Annotated in this window: 18 protein-coding genes and 1 riboswitch; of the genes, 15 read left to right on the top strand and 3 right to left on the bottom strand. The window is 45.5% G+C overall.

Translation table 11 applies throughout. From position 1 onward, the window contains the following. Positions 1-3 precede the first annotated feature (3 nt). The 4 genes from AB4Z17_RS00395 (at position 4) to AB4Z17_RS00380 (ending at position 4,512) form a co-directional block, all read left to right on the top strand. Positions 4-348: a DUF2304 domain-containing protein gene (locus AB4Z17_RS00395; protein WP_054025487.1), complete on the top strand. Its 345-nt coding sequence runs from the start codon at positions 4-6 to the stop codon at positions 346-348. Continuing rightward, positions 348-692 carry an EamA family transporter gene (locus AB4Z17_RS00390; RefSeq protein ID WP_339205425.1) on the top strand — a complete coding sequence of 115 codons (345 nt, stop codon included), beginning with the start codon at positions 348-350 and terminating at the stop codon, positions 690-692. Before AB4Z17_RS00395 ends, AB4Z17_RS00390 begins: the two co-directional genes overlap by 1 nt. Before the next feature lie 32 nt (positions 693-724). Next, the gene (locus AB4Z17_RS00385) at positions 725-1,987 is read left to right on the top strand and encodes a phospholipid carrier-dependent glycosyltransferase (protein WP_430056834.1); all 1,263 of its coding nucleotides are present in this window, start codon (positions 725-727) and stop codon (positions 1,985-1,987) included. A gap of 140 nt (positions 1,988-2,127) precedes the next feature. Further along, on the top strand, positions 2,128-4,512 hold the full coding sequence (locus tag AB4Z17_RS00380) for a YcdB/YcdC domain-containing protein (RefSeq protein ID WP_441957435.1): 2,385 nt from the start codon (positions 2,128-2,130) through the stop codon (positions 4,510-4,512). Between the two features lie 92 nt (positions 4,513-4,604). Here the strand turns inward: AB4Z17_RS00380 and AB4Z17_RS00375 are convergent, their stop codons facing one another. Continuing rightward, positions 4,605-4,748: a hypothetical protein gene (locus AB4Z17_RS00375; protein ID WP_179089742.1), complete on the bottom strand. Its 144-nt coding sequence runs from the start codon at positions 4,746-4,748 to the stop codon at positions 4,605-4,607. Positions 4,749-5,098: 350 nt separating this feature from the next. On the opposite strand from AB4Z17_RS00375, the gene ychF reads away from it, so the two are divergent. From ychF to prmC, 3 genes are all read left to right on the top strand, one after another. Then, positions 5,099-6,199: a redox-regulated ATPase YchF gene (gene ychF, locus AB4Z17_RS00370; RefSeq protein WP_076266277.1), complete on the top strand. Its 1,101-nt coding sequence runs from the start codon at positions 5,099-5,101 to the stop codon at positions 6,197-6,199. A 239-nt stretch (positions 6,200-6,438) separates the two neighbouring features. Continuing rightward, entirely contained in the window at positions 6,439-7,509 is a 1,071-nt protein-coding gene (gene prfA, locus AB4Z17_RS00365; protein ID WP_076266276.1) for a peptide chain release factor 1, read from the top strand. A gap of 250 nt (positions 7,510-7,759) precedes the next feature. Then, positions 7,760-8,710 carry a peptide chain release factor N(5)-glutamine methyltransferase gene (gene prmC, locus AB4Z17_RS00360; protein ID WP_441957434.1) on the top strand — a complete coding sequence of 317 codons (951 nt, stop codon included), beginning with the start codon at positions 7,760-7,762 and terminating at the stop codon, positions 8,708-8,710. Positions 8,711-9,199: 489 nt separating this feature from the next. On the opposite strand, the gene AB4Z17_RS00355 is transcribed toward prmC, so the two are convergent. Together AB4Z17_RS00355 and AB4Z17_RS00350 are read right to left on the bottom strand one after the other, a co-directional pair. Beyond that, positions 9,200-9,637, bottom strand: coding sequence for a carboxymuconolactone decarboxylase family protein (locus AB4Z17_RS00355; protein WP_441910156.1), 438 nt, complete (start codon positions 9,635-9,637; stop codon positions 9,200-9,202). A gap of 170 nt (positions 9,638-9,807) precedes the next feature. Then, complete coding sequence (locus AB4Z17_RS00350; RefSeq protein WP_441910157.1) at positions 9,808-10,680, bottom strand: RNA polymerase sigma-70 factor; 873 nt, start codon at positions 10,678-10,680, stop codon at positions 9,808-9,810. 184 nt (positions 10,681-10,864) lie between these two features. Between AB4Z17_RS00350 and spoIIR the strand changes: the two genes are divergently transcribed. From spoIIR to AB4Z17_RS00310, 8 genes are all read left to right on the top strand, one after another. Continuing rightward, positions 10,865-11,629 carry a stage II sporulation protein R gene (gene spoIIR / locus AB4Z17_RS00345; RefSeq protein ID WP_441957432.1) on the top strand — a complete coding sequence of 255 codons (765 nt, stop codon included), beginning with the start codon at positions 10,865-10,867 and terminating at the stop codon, positions 11,627-11,629. Positions 11,630-11,753: 124 nt separating this feature from the next. Then, entirely contained in the window at positions 11,754-12,815 is a 1,062-nt protein-coding gene (locus AB4Z17_RS00340; protein WP_441957430.1) for an L-threonylcarbamoyladenylate synthase, read from the top strand. Positions 12,816-12,938: 123 nt separating this feature from the next. Continuing rightward, complete coding sequence (locus tag AB4Z17_RS00335; RefSeq protein ID WP_441957428.1) at positions 12,939-13,499, top strand: manganese efflux pump MntP; 561 nt, start codon at positions 12,939-12,941, stop codon at positions 13,497-13,499. A 141-nt stretch (positions 13,500-13,640) separates the two neighbouring features. Next, entirely contained in the window at positions 13,641-14,219 is a 579-nt protein-coding gene (locus AB4Z17_RS00330) for a low molecular weight protein arginine phosphatase (protein WP_076266269.1), read from the top strand. An 83-nt stretch (positions 14,220-14,302) separates the two neighbouring features. Continuing rightward, positions 14,303-14,383: riboswitch (ZMP/ZTP riboswitch) on the top strand. Between the two features lie 98 nt (positions 14,384-14,481). Next, on the top strand, positions 14,482-14,940 hold the full coding sequence (rpiB, locus tag AB4Z17_RS00325) for a ribose 5-phosphate isomerase B (protein WP_076266268.1): 459 nt from the start codon (positions 14,482-14,484) through the stop codon (positions 14,938-14,940). A gap of 16 nt (positions 14,941-14,956) precedes the next feature. Then, positions 14,957-15,562, top strand: a complete 606-nt coding sequence (locus tag AB4Z17_RS00320; protein ID WP_441910164.1) for a TIGR01440 family protein — start codon at positions 14,957-14,959, stop codon at positions 15,560-15,562. Between the two features lie 98 nt (positions 15,563-15,660). Next, on the top strand, positions 15,661-16,908 hold the full coding sequence (gene glyA, locus AB4Z17_RS00315) for a serine hydroxymethyltransferase (protein ID WP_441957426.1): 1,248 nt from the start codon (positions 15,661-15,663) through the stop codon (positions 16,906-16,908). Between the two features lie 721 nt (positions 16,909-17,629). After that, a complete protein-coding gene (locus AB4Z17_RS00310) occupies positions 17,630-19,312 on the top strand; it encodes a peptide ABC transporter substrate-binding protein (protein ID WP_441910166.1) in 1,683 nt (560 codons plus the stop codon). Positions 19,313-19,331: the final 19 nt, after the last annotated feature.

Raw genomic sequence — 19,331 nt, 5'->3', positions numbered from 1 at the left:
ACCATGCAAGCCTTGTGGATTATCACAAGTGTGGTTTTTTTGTTCGTGCTGATTATGTTGATTAACCGGAGATTGCTCCGTGAGCAGTATTCTATGCTCTGGCTGTTGTTTGGTGTAGTGATGCTGATTTTGTCTGTACGCGTCCAGATTATTGATACGCTGGCCCACGCGATTGGTATTGCTTATGCACCGGCGCTGCTTTTTCTAGTCGGAATTTTATTTTGTATTATGCTTATTTTGCATCTTACAGTCATTGTATCCAAATTGTCAGAGAAGGTTATTCGTCTTACACAAGAGCTTGGAATTTTACATCATGAGCTGCATGAACGCAAAAGGTCGGATTCATAATGGCATATATCATATTGTTTCTTAATATTTTGCTGCTTGTTTCTGGCCAGTTATTGTGGAAAACAGGAATGAACAAAATGGATACGGCGAAAGGCGACACATGGGTATCGTTATTGTGGTCGCCTCATATATGGTCGGGACTTGTTTTGTACGGAATTGCTACCGTTCTTTGGTTGTACGTACTTAAGAAGCTTCCGCTTAGCCTTGCCTATCCGCTGCAAAGCTTGGCTTATGTAATAGCGCTGGTTGCAGCTGTATTTATATTTAACGAATCGGTACCGCTGCAGCGCTGGATAGGCGCAGCTATTATTTTGGCGGGTGTAATCGTACTCGCTTGGAAATAAGCCGCTTTCAACATTGGGGAGGATCAATTTACGTGGTGGAATGGGTTAGGAAAAACAAAGCATGGACGATAGCGATCGTTCTTATTTTTATGCTTGCCTTGTGGCTGAGGGTTGATTTTCTTACATCGGTCAAACATAACATTTCACATGATTCGAAGTATTACGATGAGATGGTGCACCGGTTGCTTGATGAAGGCATTTACGCCTACAAGGAAGAGGTTCCAAATGCAAGGGTAACACCGGGTTATCCACTATTTATGACTGGTATGTATTTAGTGGCTGATCAAATCGGCGTAGAGCCGTTCCCGCTTATTCGTTGGGTACAGGTGTTAATTAGCATGGCTACACTCATTATCATTTATATGATTGCGATGCAGGCAACAAGAAACAAATGGGTGGCTATTGTAGCGTTTTTTATTAGTGCAATTTATCATCCCTTTATTTGGGCAAATGGAGCAGTTCTCACAGAAACGCTCGCATTATTTCTCTTAATGGCCTATCTGTCTATGCAGTTATATGCCTTTCGTACCGAACGAAAGCGCGATGCTGCGCTAGCGGGTATCTTGTTAGGCCTGACAGTACTTGTTAGGGCGGAATTTCTACCGATTTTTGTTCCTTTGTACGGAGTGTTTTTGCTTCAGAAATGGTACAAGAAGAAATCGGGTGTGCAGACCGAGGTCATATCCAAATGGGCTATTTTCAAAAAAGTTCTATTAATGGGTGTTATTACGGGGCTCTGCCTATCGGCTACGATGCTTCCTTGGTGGATAAGGAATGTCGTTTCATTAAATGAGTTTGTATTGACTGCTTCACAGTCCAATCCGTTCAAAGCGGGTACTTATCCGAATAAAGATTATACAGACAAGATCGTTGATCCAACGGGATTGACGCAGGATGAGGTCGCTTGGGCGCGCATCAAAGCAGGCTTCACGCAGCAAACCTGGAAATATGTAAAATGGTATACGGTAGGAAAGCTTAAATATACTTATACGCATATGTTCTTCGGCTCGGGACATGCTCCTTTATACCATGCTTATCCGAAGGTAGCATACTTGCATGTACTGATTATATACAGCACGATTATTCCTCTGCTTGCGCTGATATGGAGATGGAGACATCCTGCAGCCATGCTGGCGGTGGTCATCTTCGTCATGACGATGATTAGACTTGTGTTCGTACCGGAATATCGTTATAACTTTACCGTTATGCCCCTGTTTATTATATTGTTCTCTTGGCTCGGTATTTATATTTTGCAAAAAATATGGGCATATATTGAACGTAGAAAAACGGCGTAGCAGTTTTAACTGTATATTATCAAAGACTGCCTAAAGGACAAGCGCCTTGGGGCAGTCTTTTTTCGCTTATTGTGCAACTTCCGCAATGTATGGCGCGTCTAATTTATGAATAAATTGGAAAAGCATTGGAGGGTGAAGCAGTGAGGATCAATCATCGAAAGAGGCTTGCGGTAGTGCTATCAACAGCGATGCTTATGAGTATGTTGCCAGCAACGGCATTTGCTGAAAGCTCAAGCAAGCCAGCAGTGACGAATGCAGCAGCAAAAGCCGTGCCATCGTCGGAAGGAGACATCATGAAAGAAGGATTTGCAGCTCCAGTTGATGTAGCAATAACGAAGGAGAAAGCGGAAGCGCTAGCGAGGCAGTATGTAAGCATTCCGAAGGAGTATGTCCTCCAAGGAGCTAGTCTTAATATGGAAGTGATGGCTAGCGGCAAACGCAATGCTTGGGGACTGGATTTCGTGAAAAAGGTGAACGGCAAGCATTTGGGAAGCATCTACGTTCGTATTCATGCGGATAAAGGTCAGCTTCTTGAGTTCAACTCTTATACCGATAGCCCATCTGCCAAACCAACGTATCCGCTTAAGGTTGAACGTGATGCCGCTCAGCAGATTGCGCTCCAATTCATAGATAAAATCGCAGCTGATTATAAAGGACAAATTCAATACAATCCTGACTATGGTGTTCAACTGCGTCCACCGCTAACGGGTGAGGTTGTGCATTCCATTCGTTATGATCGTTTGGTGAATGACATACCCTATGTAGATAACTACATAGAGCTTGAAGTGGATAGTGAGGGGCATGTCCGAAGATTTTCCTTGCAGTGGGATGATACAATTATTTTCCCAAAAGTAGATGCAAAGCTGTCGGCAGCAGAGGCAAATGAAAAGCTGAGGGCAGCAGCAGCTCCACTGCTAGCTTATATCGTGCCTTACAATATGCAGGGGAAAAGGAAACCTTTGCTTAGTTACGAGCTTCAGCCTATATCGATCGATGCGGTGACTGGCCAGTTAAAGGATCAGTCGAGAGAAAATTATTTTAGAGCGGGATCGATATCGGAAATTCCTATATCCGAGAAACCTTTAGGCGAAAAGCCGAAGGCGGGGGCAGTTACCGAGAAGCAAGCGATAGATGCGGTAAAAGCTGCTTTTGCGCTGCCGGCAGGGGTGGAGCTGAATGGTTCCAACTACAGTGAAAATAGCAATGAGAGCACGGGTGAAACCGAAGCCTATTGGCAGCTGAATTGGACAGTGAAAAAGGATGGCAAGGAAGTGGGCTCAGCTTCAGCTTCCGTTAACGGTCGCACTGGAGAGGTTCGCCATTTCAATACGTATATGTATAACGAACAAAGTCAATCAGGCGGGACAAAGGTGACGCTAGAGCAAGCGTCAACAGCAGCGGTAGAAGCGATTAAGAAACGTCTGCCATGGCTGACGGATGAGCTATATTTGGTCAAACCTGATCCGAAGCAATATGAGGGGATTGTCGCAGGGCAACCTAGTCAATACTATTTCAATTTTGTACACAAAATCCATGGCGCAGTGGTTGAGTATGACAACATTAACTTGTCGATTCATTCAAGCACTGGGGAAGTTGTAAATTACGATGCTAATTTGTCAAACTTTGAATATCCAGCTGAGGCTCCTGCCTTGATTAAGAAGGAGCAGGCAGTTGACAACTGGCTGAATTATTACCGAACACAGCTTACGTATCGGCTTGTGCAAAGCTTCGCATGGAACGGGCAGCCTATTCCAATTGAAAAATATAAGTTGATGATTGCTTCAGGAGAAATAAGAGGCGACGAAGTGGATAGAAAGACAGAAGCAGAGCTTGTTTACCAATTAGTGCCTAAGCTAATGGATGAGTCGGTGTTCCTCGATGCGGAGACAGGCGGCTGGCGAAATCGGGAAACAGGTGATGTCACACAGCTCGAGAAACCAAAGGCTAAGGATATTGATGGACATTTTGCACAGCGTCAGCTTGAACTAATGGTTGCATACAAAGCGCTTGATGTGAAAGATGGTCTTGTACGTCCTAATGAGGCCGTTACACGCGGAGAGTTGATTAAAATGCTGGTGCTAGCGCGCAGCAGCGGAGTATCGCCGCTCGCCATGTCCTCTAGTAAACAGCTGAAAGGTGAAGGCTCATTTAACGATGTAGCTGCGGATTCCAGCTATTTCGTATATGTTGAAAGTGCATTGGAACAAAATTTGATAGATGTTGGGGATGGCTCCTTTAACCCTAACGGTAAAGTATCCCGTGATGAGATGGCTGAGCTTATCGTGCGAGCACTTGGTTATAATGCGCTTGCGAATTATGATCATATTTTTAAAGCCTCGTTTAAAGACTCGGATCAGATCGAAAATAAGGGGCAGGCAGCCATTGTTGTAGGTCTCAAAATTATGAGCCTATCGGATGGCAAGTTTTTGCCAAAGAAACAAGTGACGCGAGGCGAAGCATCGGTAGCGTTTTTCCGTTACCTTCAATCGCGCGCAGAGCTGCAAGAAGCGCCGCTTCGGATGTAATGTATTCTTCATACAAGAAACCTGGATTCTACAAGTGGATGATACGCTTGTAGATCCAGGTTTTTTATAGATAAGGGCTCGGAAATTATCCTTTAATCCGTTTTCTTTTTTTTCGAGGTAAAATTTGTTACAGATTTTGTATCCTCAATGGTATCGTTTACGAATGCCATATCTTGATTTTTGGCTTTCATATTCGTCGTTCCTTTGTAATTGCCCTTATGAGTCTGATTTTCCATTAACTTGCCTCCTCAAATTTTAGGTGCTTGCGTGCACAGCTTAAGCCAGCGCCAACATAGTATTTCCGAAGCGCGGCTTATCATTCTCAGCAGTGACTATCATGCGGCGAGGCACAAATAAGATACCGTTTAGGGGTATAAAACGGGTTAAAAACAAACGTCTGTTCAAATCAGGGTTTTATAGGTTTTCACAACATACAATGCTTTTATCGATCTGAAAACCGTCTTCATTTGCCAAGGAAGCCATCAAATGCCGTTTAGGCTTAACGGATGGCACTTTCAAAGTAGGTGACGCTGGGGTATAATAGCTGGAGTTGTTTACTTTCGGGAAAATAGGGGTGTCTTATAGCATGGCATTGAAAGCAGGAATAGTAGGTTTGCCCAACGTCGGCAAATCAACATTGTTTAACGCAATTACGCAAGCAGGAGCAGAATCTGCCAATTATCCTTTTTGTACAATAGATCCTAACGTTGGTGTTGTTGAAGTACCGGATGAGCGTTTGGACAAGCTGGTTGAGCTCGTTGTTCCTAAAAGCATCGTGCCTACAGCGTTTGAGTTTGTCGATATTGCCGGCTTGGTTGCTGGCGCGAGCAAAGGCGAAGGATTGGGCAATAAATTTTTGGCGCATATCCGTGAGGTAGACGCCATTGTTCATGTGGTTCGCTGCTTCCAAGATGACAACATTACGCATGTATCTGGCAAGGTTGATCCAATTAGCGATATTCAAACGATTAATTTGGAGCTTATTTTGGCGGATATTGATTCGGTTGATAAAAAGATTGAACGCTCCCGTAAGAACCTTAAGGGCGGGGACAAAAAAGTTGCTCAAGAAATCGAAGTGCTTGAACGCATCAAGGAAGCGTTGTACAACGATAAGCCTGCTCGCAGCCTTGAGCTGAGCGATGATGAGAAGCTGCTTGTTCGTGATTTGCATTTGCTGACAATGAAGACGGTTTTGTATGCCGCTAACGTGAGTGAAGACGAGGTTTCAAATTCAGACGGCAATGAGTACGTACAAAAAGTACGCGAATTCGCAGCTGCTGAGGGTGCTGAAGTTGTGCCAATCAGCGCGAAGGTTGAAGCTGAGATTGCCGAGCTTGAAGGCGAAGACAAAGAAATGTTCCTTGAGGAGCTTGGCATGTCGGAGTCGGGCTTGAACCGTTTGATCAGCGCAGCTTACAAGCTGCTTGGCCTATACACTTACTTCACAGCAGGTGTACAAGAGGTTCGCGCATGGACGATTCGCAGTGGAACAAAAGCGCCGCAGGCGGCTGGCGTTATTCATACCGATTTCGAACGTGGATTCATTCGTGCTGAGGTTGTTTCCTTTACAGATCTTGCAGCTGCAGGTTCGATGGTAGCGGCTCGTGAGAAGGGGCAAGTTCGTCTTGAGGGCAAAGAATATGTCGTTCGTGACGGCGATGTTATCCATTTCCGTTTTAACGTGTAAATATTAGGGGAATAATAGAGCCCTGTAAGTGCAGCTTTGCGCTTACAGGGTTTTGTTGCAATCAGGATTCATGCTGGATGCTCAGTAACCAGTGGCTGTTGCCTGGCATATGAAGATTGAGGCGGTTCGTAAAAATGGGCATGATTAGCTGGCTGTAAATCAAAACCAGCAGTCGATAGAAACTCGATGATATGGTATAATGAACATTATCCTAATGGAATAAACAGAGGTGAATGATCGTGTTTGACCGTTTACAAGCACTCGCAGACCGGTATGAGAAGCTGAGTGAGCTATTGTGTGATCCAGATGTATCCAGTGATCCCAAGCGGCTTAGAGAGCTTTCCAAGGAGCAGTCGGATTTACAAGAGGCATATGATGCCTTTACGGAATATAAACAAGTTACCGAGCAGCTGGACGACGCTAAGCTGATGCAAGCTGAGAAACTCGATGACGAAATGCGTGAAATGGTTAAAATGGAAATCGACGAATTGAGCAAACGCCAAGCTGAGCTTGATGAGCAAATTCGTATCGTTCTATTGCCGAAGGACCCTAATGATGACAAGAACGTTATTGTCGAAATTCGTGGTGCGGCTGGCGGAGACGAAGCAGCATTGTTCGCATATGAGTTATATCGTATGTATACAAAGTTTGCTGATGCACAAGGCTGGCGTGTAGAGCTAATGGATTTCAGCGAGAACGACGTTGGCGGATTTAAAGAGGTAATCTTTATGATTACTGGCAAAGGCGCGTACAGCAAGATGAAATTCGAAAGCGGCGCTCATCGCGTACAACGGATTCCAGTAACGGAATCAGGCGGCCGTATTCATACATCAACATCTACGGTAGCTGTTATGCCTGAGGTTGAAGATGTGGAGATTGAAATTTTCGACAAGGATATTCGCGTGGATACGTTCTGCTCCAGTGGAGCGGGCGGTCAATCCGTTAATACGACGAAATCCGCGGTACGTGTATTGCACGTTCCAACCGGCATTATGGCGACTTGCCAAGATGGCAAATCACAGAATGAGAACAAAGCGAAGGCACTTGCCGTGCTTCGTGCACGTATCTCTGATGTTCGCCGTCAAGARGAAGAAGCAAAGTATGCGGGCGAGCGTAAGAGCAAGGTTGGAACGGGAGATCGCAGCGAACGTATTCGCACATACAATTTCCCGCAAAGCCGTGTAACGGATCACCGTATCGGATTAACGCTTCATAAGCTGGATTCAGTGATGAACGGCGATTTGACAGAGGTTATTTCCTCTCTGACGATTGCAGAGCAAGCTGATCTTATGGAACGTGAAATGGCTTAACAAATTTGCGCTGGGTCGCTGGTTGCTTACAATAAGCAATCAGCGGTCTGGCGTTTTGTTCGGTTTGGGGAAGCGAAGGCGAGGCAAAGGCAAAGCATGTGGTTGTGTGGAGCACATAAATAGATCGGACATGGAAGCAAATTATTGTCGTATGTGCTGCTAGCTGTGAGGCAGTAATGGCAAAAGAGTGGCTATAGTTGCTGCATGATGGAGAAGGAAGTTACTTTAAAGTGGGAAGGGCGATACAGGGATGAGCAAGCATTCGGAGGAGCAATGGTTTGTTGCGCCATTAACATTGCGGCAAGCTTGCATGCAAGCGACAGCGATTTTGCAATCGGAAGCGGTGGAAGAGCCGCGCAACAATGCAGAGCTTCTGCTCATGCATTTGCTGAATATGGATCGAGCGTCATTGCTGCGTGATGGCAGTGAGCTATTTCCTGCAGAGCGGTTAGCAGAATGGGAAGGCCTCATACGTCGTAAGGCTGCTGGGGAGCCTGTTCAATATATTATTGGTGAGCAATGGTTTTATGGGCGGCCATTTACAGTCTCGCCTGCCGTGCTCATTCCGCGTCCGGAAACAGAGCTGCTCGTCGAGGCTGTGCTTGAGGCAGCTGATCTTATTTGGCCCCCTGCGCTAATTGCAGGGGATTTGCAGCCGCCGACCATTGTCGACGTCGGCACAGGCAGCGGCGCCATCGCCGTGACGCTAGCTTCGCAGCGTCACGCATGGCGCGTATGCGCGTCCGATCTATCGCCGGACGCGCTGGCAGTCGCCCGCACGAACGCGATCCGCCATGAAGCGGCGGATCGGTTGACATTCGTGCAGGGCGACCTGCTCATGCCATTTGTACATGGGCATGAGCAGGGTGAACTGCAGCACGGCGAGCTTCGCATCGACGTGCTTGTATCCAATCCGCCGTATATACTGGCGGCGGATATGTTAGAGCTGCAGCGCGAAGTTCGCGACTATGAGCCGCATCTCGCGCTGGAAGGCGGGCCGGACGGGTTGATCCCGTACCGGCGCATGCTGGAGCAGCTTCCGCTGCTCGCGCAGATGCCTCGCATCGTCGCATTCGAGCTCGGCATGGGCCAGCCTCGCATCGTTGCCGACATGATGCGCGAAATGTCGCAATGGGACGACATTCGAATCATCAGTGACTACGCTGGAATCGAGCGCCATGTCATTGCAACGAGGAGTTAGCTTCGCTTGCAGCAAAAGAGGCTTCCCCAAAAGTAGAATTATCTACTTCGGGAAAGCCTCTATTTCATTTCAAGCAGCAGCCTGACTGGGCTCAGCAAAATAAATCTATTTCATAGATTTATTTTCACTCGAACGTACCATTTAGCGCGTTTTTATGGGCGTTGCGCAAACATAAGCCTACATTCTGGCTCTATTTTCGAGAAAATGATTACTTTGACGAAAATAAGACTATATTTTAGTTTTATTTTTGCTGTACCACATCAATTAGCGCCTTTTTGAGAGTGATGAGCAAACATAAGCCTACATTCTAGCTCTATTTTCACGGAAAGGGCTACTTTGACGAAAATAAGCCTATATTTTAGTTTTATTTTTGCTGTACCACATCAATTAGCCCCTTTTTGCGGGTGATGAGCAAACAATAAGCCTACATTCTAGCTCTATTTTCTCGAAAAGGGTTCCTTTAATGAAAATAACACTATATTTTAGTGTTTATTCCGGCATCATACCGGTGCTTATCGCAAGACGGTTCCACCCGTTGATCGTAATAATAGCCATAATAATCTCGCCGACTTGTTTGCTCTCGAAATACCGGGCAACTTCTTCATATACCGCATCAGGCACATGTTCCTTCGTAATGACAGTGACAGCCTCCGTCAAAGCGAGTACCGCTCGCTCCTCCTTCGTAAAGTAAGGCGTATCGCGCCAAGCGCTCAATGCATAAATCCGCTGCTCAGTCTCGCCTAAGCTTCTAGCGTCTTTCGTGTGCATATTAATGCAGAATGCACAGCCATTTATTTGCGATGCGCGAATTTTAATCAATTCTAGCAGCTGCTTGTCGATGCTCGTAGTGCCTAGGTATTTTTCCATTCCGCTCATTGCCTGATATGCAGCAGGTATTTCTTTAGCTATTTGGACTCTTTCTGTCATGTTCCTCATTCTCCTCTATGTTCTAATTATTTGCTTTCATCCTCTAAGACAAAACACAGTTATCGGATGTGACAGAAGATTAAAAAATTTTTTATTTAGTCGTCCTTGTCTAGTCGTCTTTGTTTAGTCATCCGGTGTTCACGATTGGCGGATCGTAAATTTTCAAATGGTCATTCGATCCGAACATGCTTCAGCTTATCAGGGTTCAACATGACATAAATCCGCTCAACCTTCTGCCCTTCCTCATCGAGCCGAAAGCTGATAACACTTCTAGGCATACCGGCTTGGTTAACGATGACGCCAGCTTGTCCGTTCACGTCAGCGAATTGATGGCCATCTCCCAAGAAGGTCTTCGGAATAACACCCTTCAAAAAGGCGATGACTCTTTCTCTGCTAATAATAGCGAAAATAGCTGCACGTACCTTGCCTCCTCCATCGGAGACAAGAATCGCTTCTTCGGATAAAAGAGAAATCAATTTCTCGAAATTTCCAGAAGAAGCTGCTTCCATGAAGGCAACAGCGAGGGGCTCGGCTTTATCCGTGTTCATGGGTAGCATCGATCTATCTTCCTGAAGCTTCTCTTTGGCTCGGCTGTATATTTTACGACAGTTTGCTGTCGTTTTATGTAAGCATGCAGCGATATCCTCATAGTCGTATTGAAGTGATTCTCTTAAAATAAACACAGCCCGCTCAACTGCTGTTAGCTGCTCAAGCATGACAAGCAGCGCGTAGGAAATCTCTTCATGCTCCGCATAAATTTCAGCAGGATCCAGCTCAACGGTGCTGACGTCTGGTTCGGGCAGCCACTGTCCAACATATACTTCTTTTCTTTTGCGCGCGGATTGGCTGAGATTGATCGAGCGGTTAGTGAGCATTCGAACGAGATAGGCCTTCTCATTTTTAATTTCACTAGGGTCCAAAAGGCTGTAGTCTGCAAACACATCCTGGACCAATTCCTCGGCCTCGCTGAATGTGCCAAGCATCCGATAAGCAATGGAATGGAGCAGCGGTCGATACGCTGCATAAGTTTTTTGGAAATCCATTCTTCATCCATCCTTCTCATTTATTGAAAATAGTATAACTTGCTAGAAGAGCGTCTGCGATAAGATAAAAAATAGATAGATTGATAGGTTTATATATTAAGCAAAGCGGACATAATGACGGATAGATACGTTCCGGAACGCAAGCAGACGCACTGACGGGTGCGACGAGAGGAGCTTGTGTTATATGTCCAGCCATTATTCTATTCATTCCTATTCCAATATTTCTAAATCCGCTCATTCTAATTCGGGTAAGGCTAATAAATTTGTTTATCGCAAATCATATGGTTTTATTATTTTTGCACTTATCATTTTAATTATGAGCTGGGAAGCTCAGCAAATGGATGCTGCGGTTGCAGGCGGAGAGATCCCACAGGAAGCCATTCGCCTTCGTATTTTAGCCAATTCCGATAATCCTGCTGATCAAGTCGTGAAACGTCTTGTCCGGGATGAAATCGTTAAAGCGATGAATAGCTGGGTGACGGGACCTCAGACGATTGAGGAAGCACGTCAGACGATTCTCGCTAATATGCCTGAAATTGAACGCATTACAGCAGAAGTGCTAAAGAGCCGCGGCTTTGAATATGGCTCATCCGCAGAGCTTGGAATGGTACCGTTCCCGACAAAAATGTACGGCAATCAAGTTTACCCTGCTGGCGACTATGAAGCCCTTCGTATTACACTTGGCGAAGGCGGCGGACAAAATTGGTGGTGTGTATTGTTCCCGCCGTTATGTTTTATCGATGCTGTAAGCGGTGAAGCATCAGCAGCAGCTGGAACAGAGACAGAGCAAGCAACAGTTGTGAAATCGAATAGTGCAGCGGCTAAGACAGCTTCATTAGCAGCAGCTCCAGCAGATACTCCTTCCCAAGGCGAAGCGCCGGAAGCAAAATTTTTTATTTGGGAAATGATTGAATCTTTTATCAATTGGATTAAATCACTGTTTTCATAAGAAACGACAGCTGCACCTTTGAATATAAAGGTGCAGCTGTCGTTTCTGCTTGTTTGCGGGTGCTTATGCTATAATAACGAATGAATGAACAATTTCAATTAAGAGCAAGGATTGAAGGATAGAGATGACTAAAACAAATGTATGGCGCGTAAAGCAGGCTCATGATTCTCAGCTGCGGGAACAATTATCGGAGGCTGCCAGCCAATTAAGAGAAGGCGGTATTATTGCTTTCCCTACGGAGACGGTTTATGGGCTTGGCGCGGATGCTCGCAGCTCGGCGGCGGTTGAGCGGATATTCACCGCAAAGGGACGTCCATCGGACAACCCTCTTATTGTGCATATTGCGGGTCGCAAGCAGTTAGATGAGCTGGTGCTGCCGTATTCGGAGCTGGCTTCATCGTTGATGGAACAGTTTTGGCCAGGACCACTTACTATTGTACTGCCCGTTCGCGAGGATGCGTTATCGCCGCTCGTAACGGCAGGACTGTCTACCGTTGGTATTCGAATACCGGATCATAGAACAGCGCTTGCGCTGCTTGAGATCGCAGATTGTCCAATTGCTGCACCAAGCGCCAATCGTTCTGGAAGGCCAAGCCCAACACTTGCTGAGCATGTGCTGGAGGATTTGGATGGGCGGATCGATGGTCTTGTTGATGACGGTGCAACAGGCGTCGGCCTGGAATCTACTGTAATTGAGCTTGCTGGCGAGCATGGCATTCGAATTTTACGGCCAGGCGGCATTACGCGCGAAGCGCTTCAAGAAGCGGCACCCCATGCGTTGGTTGATAGTGCCTCGGTAGATGAACCGGAGTCGGCTCCGCGATCGCCAGGCATGAAATATACTCATTATGCGCCACAAGGGGAGCTTGAGCTTGTGCAAGGCCATTTTGAAGCTGTTGCAGCGTACATTCGAGATCAAGTAGAAGCTGCAAAGAAGCGCGGCGAGGTAACTGGCGTACTTGCTTTCGAAGAGAGGTTGAATCGCTACGATGCAGATCATGTTTACTCATTAGGCAGCGAGGCGGAGCTTGGCACAGCAGCGCACCAGCTTTATGCGGCATTGCGAGATTTTGACGGGGCAGGCGCTCAGCGTATTTGGGCAGAGGGCTGCACGGAGCATGGGATCGGCGCAGCGCTTATGAATCGGTTGGCCAAAGCGGCTGGAAACCGAATTATTCGTGTATAGAAAGCACTGTAAGGGGAACGATCATTTTTGAAACAAAATTAGCTTGAAACCGCACTAGTATGTTTGTCCTCATGTCCGCATATGTTTGGTAAAGACTACAAGCGGACATGGGGGAGATAGGCTGTGATTGAAGCACAATTACAAGCTGGACAGTTTTTGACGCTGCTTTTTATTGCGGTGGCACTCAGTCTAGACGCATTTTCTCTGGGACTCGGAATAGGGCTCAAAGGCATAAGGCTGCGAGATGTTTTGAAGCTTGGCATTGTAACTGCATTGTTTCATATGATCATGCCGCTGGCAGGTATTTTTACAGGTCAATACGTCGGCTCCTTGCTTGGAGATGTAGCCACGACTGCGGCAGGCGTTTTGCTAGTGTTGCTCGGCGGACATATGATTTATAGCTCGCTGCGCGGCGAGGCGGTTCAATCTTTTGACCATAAATCTTTTTGGGGCTTGCTCGTGCTTTCGCTTAGCGTCAGTATCGACTCGTTCTCAGTAGGCATTACGCTGGGGATGTTCGCTGCAAACATGTTGATGACGGTTTTACTTATCGGTCTGCTCGGCGGGCTGATGTCGATATGTGGTTTAATGCTGGGGYGTAAAGTCAGCGGTCAGCTTGGCGAATATGGCGAGGCCATAGGCGGAGGAATTTTGTTCGTGTTCGGCATCTTGTTTATCTTTTAGAATACAAGTAAGAAAGCGGAACAAAATTTCAGTCTTATTTTAAATTTCAAGCCAAAGCTGCTTAGCATCTAAGGAATGCTGCAGGTGTTTTCGCTTAATCGTTGAACAGCTTGGAATAACGTGCAAAAAGGAGTTGGCAGTGTGAAACGTATTTTATTTGTATGTACAGGCAATACATGCCGCTCACCGATGGCAGAGGCTATGCTTCGCCGAATGGCTGCATTGAGAGGGATCACCGTAGCCGTTCGCTCCGCAGGCATATCTACTATTGATGGACTGCCCGTGTCAGCTCATGCTGTGGAGACCCTTAGACAGCGGGACATCGAGCATAAGAGCACGTCGCTGGCGCTGACGAGCGAAGCGGTTGGTTGGGCTGATATTATTTTGACAATGACGGTTAATCATAAGCGCGGTTTGCTGCAATGGCATCCCGAAGCGGTCGACAAAATCTATACGTTAAAGGAATATGCAAATCAAGACGCACAAGTGCTCGCCGATATTGAGGAGCTGGAGCAGCTTTATACAGAGCTTCATATGAAGCAGGCGCTTGGCCAACAGCTGACGACTGGCGAGAGAAGACGATTGCTTGAGCTGGAGCGTCGCATACCGAGCTTTGACATCGTTGATCCTTTCGGAGGCTCGCTTGCTATATACAGCAGCAGTGCTAACGAAATAGAGGACGCGCTCGTCAAGCTGCTGGACAAGCTGGCCAAAAGATAAGTGTTCAGGGTTGCGGAAGTCATTTTTGTTCCCGTTCGATTGATTTTTGCAGCTGTATAAGATATAATAAAATGACAATATACGGTTTCCGATGTAACTGGCGACGGAAGTGGGTAACCACGGTGGAGCATCGGAATATACGGCCGGTCGCCTGGGCAAAGAGCAGCATGCTAATAAGCATGTCATGCTCTTTTTTCGTCTTTTTGGGCAAAAATAGGTATACTAGCACTGTGATGTTTCATTTCTAAGGAGGTCTTTTGCGTTGAAAATTGCTATTGGTGCTGACCATGCAGGTTATCGTTTGAAGGACGAAGTTGTACCGTTTCTTCAATCGCTTGGTCATGAAATTGAAGATCTTGGCTGCAACTGTGACCAATCCGTCGATTATCCGGACTATGCATTGCCCGTATGCGACCTTGTTACGAGCGGCAAAGCAGAGCGCGGTATACTCATTTGTGGAACAGGTATCGGCATGTCGATTGCGGCTAATAAAGTACGCGGCATCCGCTGTGCGCTTGTGAATGATATGTTCTCAGCCAAAGCCACTCGGGAGCATAATGATACTAATGTTTTGGCGCTTGGGGAACGAGTAATCGGTCCTGGAGTGGCACTCGAAATTATTCGCATATGGCTTGAAACGCCGTTCTCAAATGGAGAACGCCATGTCGGTCGTGTTAGTAAAGTGAAACAAATTGAAGAACAGTACAGCAGCCAGTCCTAATTAGGGGGCATTCGCAATGAACGTAGACGAAAACGTACAGCTTGGAAGCATTGCAGAACAGGTTGAGCAAATTGTTCGGGAACTGGCAGCGGCAGGCAAGCTTGGCATGAGTCAGCTGCTAGTAATCGGTGTAAGTACTAGTGAGGTGCTTGGTCATCGCATCGGGACTTCGGGCACCATTGAAACGGCTGCACAAATTTACGCAGGCGTTGAAGCGGTTCGCAGCGAAGTTGGCTTTATTCCCGTTTATCAATGCTGTGAGCATCTGAATCGCGCGCTTGTCATTGATCAAGCTTCTGCAGAACGATTGGGGCTTGATATTGTAGGTGCAGTGCCAGTGCCTAAAGCGGGCGGCTCCATGGCAGCTTATGCCTATCGTCAGCTGAAGGAACCTTGTTTGGTGGAAACGGTGCAGGCGCATGCGGGCATCGATATTGGTGATACGTTTATCGGTATGCATTTGAAGCGGGTGGCTGTTCCCGTTCGTCCGACGATTCGTGAAATTGGAGGAGCGCATGTCACGATGGCTATCACAAGGCCAAAGTTAATAGGCGGCTCCCGAGCGGTATACGAGCTTAGCGAGAATCTAACGGCAGAGCAATCTGCTGGAACTTGCGAATAGTTGATTTATAGCGATAATTTTTTGATTTTCAGCGTCTAAAGGACACCGAAGACGTTTTTGCTTGATAAAGGGTATCTAATTTGAGGAGGAATTTAATCATGGAAAATTTGCGCAAACAAGACCCAGAAGTATTAAAAGCTCTAGGACTAGAACTTACTCGTCAACGTGACAATATCGAGCTTATCGCATCCGAGAACATCGTTAGCGAAGCGGTATTGGAAGCTATGGGAAGCGTTTTGACGAACAAATATGCAGAAGGTTACCCAAGCAAACGTTTCTATGGCGGTTGTGAGCATGTTGACATCGTTGAGGATATTGCCCGCAACCGTGCGAAAGAGCTTTTTGGCGCTGAGCATGCGAACGTGCAACCACACTCCGGCGCACAAGCGAACATGGCTGTTTACCTTGCAGCTTTGCAGCCTGGCGACACTGTGCTTGGTATGAATCTAGCACATGGCGGACATTTGACACACGGCAGCCCTGTTAATGCATCTGGATTGCTTTATAACTTTGTTGCATATGGTGTACAAGAAGATTCCTTCACTATTGATTATGAAGAAGTTCGCAAGCTTGCTTTCAAGCACCGTCCTCGTTTGATCGTTGCAGGCGCTAGTGCATATCCGCGCACAATCGATTTTGAGAAGCTTGGCAAAATTGCTAATGATGTAGGCGCAATGTTTATGGTTGATATGGCTCACATCGCTGGTTTGGTTGCTGCAGGCCTTCACCCGAGCCCAGTGCCTCATGCGCATTTTGTAACAACTACAACCCACAAAACCCTTCGCGGGCCTCGCGGCGGTATGATCCTTTGTCGTCAACCTTGGGCTGCTGCGATTGATAAAGCAGTTTTCCCAGGCTCGCAAGGCGGTCCTTTGATGCACATTATCGCTGCTAAAGCAGTAGCTTTCGGCGAGGCGCTTCAACCTGAATTCAAGCAATACGCAACCCAAGTTGTTAAGAACGCTAAAGTTCTTTCGGAAGAGCTTGTTGCAAAAGGCTTTAACATCGTATCTGGCGGAACAGACAATCACTTGATGCTGCTCGACACACGCAATCTGAACATTACAGGAAAAGTAGCAGAACATGTGCTTGATGAAGTAGGCATTACGGTTAACAAAAATGCCATTCCGTTTGATCCAACAAGCCCGTTTGTAACATCCGGTATTCGTATTGGTACACCTGCAGCGACAGCTCGCGGCATGGAAGAGAACGCAATGAAGGTTATTGCTGAGGTTATTGCACTTGTGCTTAACAGCCCTCAAGATCAAGAGGTGCTCTCCAAAGCGCGCGGCATGGTTCGTGATCTTACTGCACAATTCCCGCTTTACCCTGGCATGACTTACTAATCATAAATATATTATTAATTAAAAAAAGACCTATTTGTGCATATGCATGAATAGGTCTTTTTTTGATTATATGCCGTGCATAAATAATATATCTAAAAAAATAATACAATTAGAAGCTGCGTGGAATAAATGAGCAAACGTCAATGTTGAAATGAAAAAACGTTCATTTTGCACAAGCGAAAAATAATAATTAAATATAATGGTCGTTATTATTTATGTTATAGTATTAATACCGAAAAAACACGTTATATATTTGTGGAATATATATGTAATTTAAAACAATATGGAAATATAAAGGATTTTCAATTTAATCTGTATTTTTAAGTATTAGTGCTATTTTTGTAAATAAATGACTGTAAAAATATTAAACTGAAATATTATTAAAATAATTAACTGAATAAACGCTGTACAGCATTAACGCAACAGAATAATTAATTGAATAAACGCGTTAATGTGTTAAAGAACAGTGTATAAAAGTAATTATAAACAAAAATTTACAGCTTACATATTCTTGATAAATAATTAACATGGTTGTATAGTGAAATTTATTATTATATTTAAACTCATTGTTTAAGTGGGGAAAATGTTTAGCATTGCTCAAAAGGATACGTATATTTGCATTGGACAAGCTAGAAGAAGATGCAAACGTTTGTGTACAAAGCGAGTAAGTTGGACGATTTTGCCATGTTGAACTGAGCAGAAAAAAAACGGGAGGATTACAATGAGAACAAGAAAGTCTGCTTTATCATTTATTGCTGCTTTACTCATTCTTGCTATTGTCGCTGTTGGTTGTACGCCTAAAGAAGAAACAGGCAACAACGGTGCTACGAACGGCGCAACAAACGGCGCTACAAATGGAGGAGCATCCGAAGCGAAAGTTTTCAGAATGAACATTCACTCTGAGCCTTCGACACTTGACCCGGCACTTATGGAAGACAACGTATCAGGTACACTTGCAACTGGTATCTACGAGGGTCTAACTCGTAAAAACGAGAATGGTGAATCCATTCCTGCAACTGCTGAAAGCTGGGTAAAATCAGAAGACGGCAAAACCTACACATTTAAAATCCGCAAAGACGCAAAATGGAGTAACGGYGACCCTGTTACTGCAAATGACTTCGAATTCTCTTGGAAACGCGCACTTGATCCAGCTGTAGGTTCAACTTACGCGTACCAATTCTACTACATCGTTGGCGCACAAGATTATAACGAAGGCAAAACGACAAACACGGATGCTGTGGGTATCAAAGCTCTTGATGCTCAAACGCTTGAAGTTAAGCTCGTTTCACCTACACCATACTTCTTGAGCCTTACATCATTCTATGTTTACAACCCTGTTCATCCTTCTGTGAAGGACAACGAGGCTTGGGCAGCTGATGCTAAAACAATCATCGGTAACGGTCCTTTTAAAATGAGCGAATGGCAGCACAATACTTCCATTAAGCTTGTTCCTAACGAAAACTACTACGATAAAGCACAAGTGAAATTTGCAGGCGTTGACTTCACAATGATCGCTGAATCTGCAACTGAACTTGCTAACTACGAGACAGGCAAACTTGATTACACTGGTAAACCAACTGGTGAAATCCCAGCTGAGCAAATTCCGGTTCTAAAAGAATCGAAAAAAGACGAGATCGTTACTAAAGGTATCGCAAGCTCGTACTACTACCAATTCAACACAGAAGAAGTTCCTTTCAACAACGTAAAAGTACGTAAAGCACTTGCAATGGCGATTGATCGTCAAGCAATCGTTGAGAGCGTAACAATGGCCGGCGAAGTTCCTTCGTTTGGTTTTGTACCACCAGGCATCATCGGTTTGAAAGAAGATTACCGTAACGAAGTGAAAGATGATTTCTTCACTGAAAATGTTGACGAAGCAAAAACATTGCTTGCTGAAGGTCTAGCTGAGCTTAAGCTTGCTAAGTTCCCTAAAGTAACATTGACGTTCAACACAAGCGACGGCCACAAGAAAATTGCTGAAGCAATCGTTGAAATGTGGCGTCAAAACCTTGGTATCGAAGTTGGTATCGAAAACCAAGAGTTTGCTGTTCTATTGAAAAACCGTACTGCAATGAACTATCAAATCGCTCGCGCAGGTTGGGGAGCTGACTACAACGATCCAATGACTTACTTGGATATGTTCGTAACTGGCGGCGGTCAAAATAATACAGGTTTTGCTTCACCTGAATACGACGCTTTGATCAAAAAAGCGAATGCAAGCGGAGATCAAGCTGAACGTATTGCGGCTATGACTGAGGCGGAAAAAATTCTTATGGAATACATGCCGATTATGCCAATTTACTACTACAGCAACGTTTACATGCTTAAACCTGGATTCAAGAACATCTTCTTGGACTACAAAGGGGACATCGACTACACAAGAGGTTTCTACGAAGCGAAATAGTCGTCCTTCCAGCACCTGA

Source organism: Paenibacillus sp. TAF43_2 (genome assembly GCF_052113545.1).
Classification (GTDB): Bacteria; Bacillota; Bacilli; order Paenibacillales; family Paenibacillaceae; genus Pristimantibacillus.
This window is presented reverse-complemented; position numbering and strand designations above follow the sequence as displayed.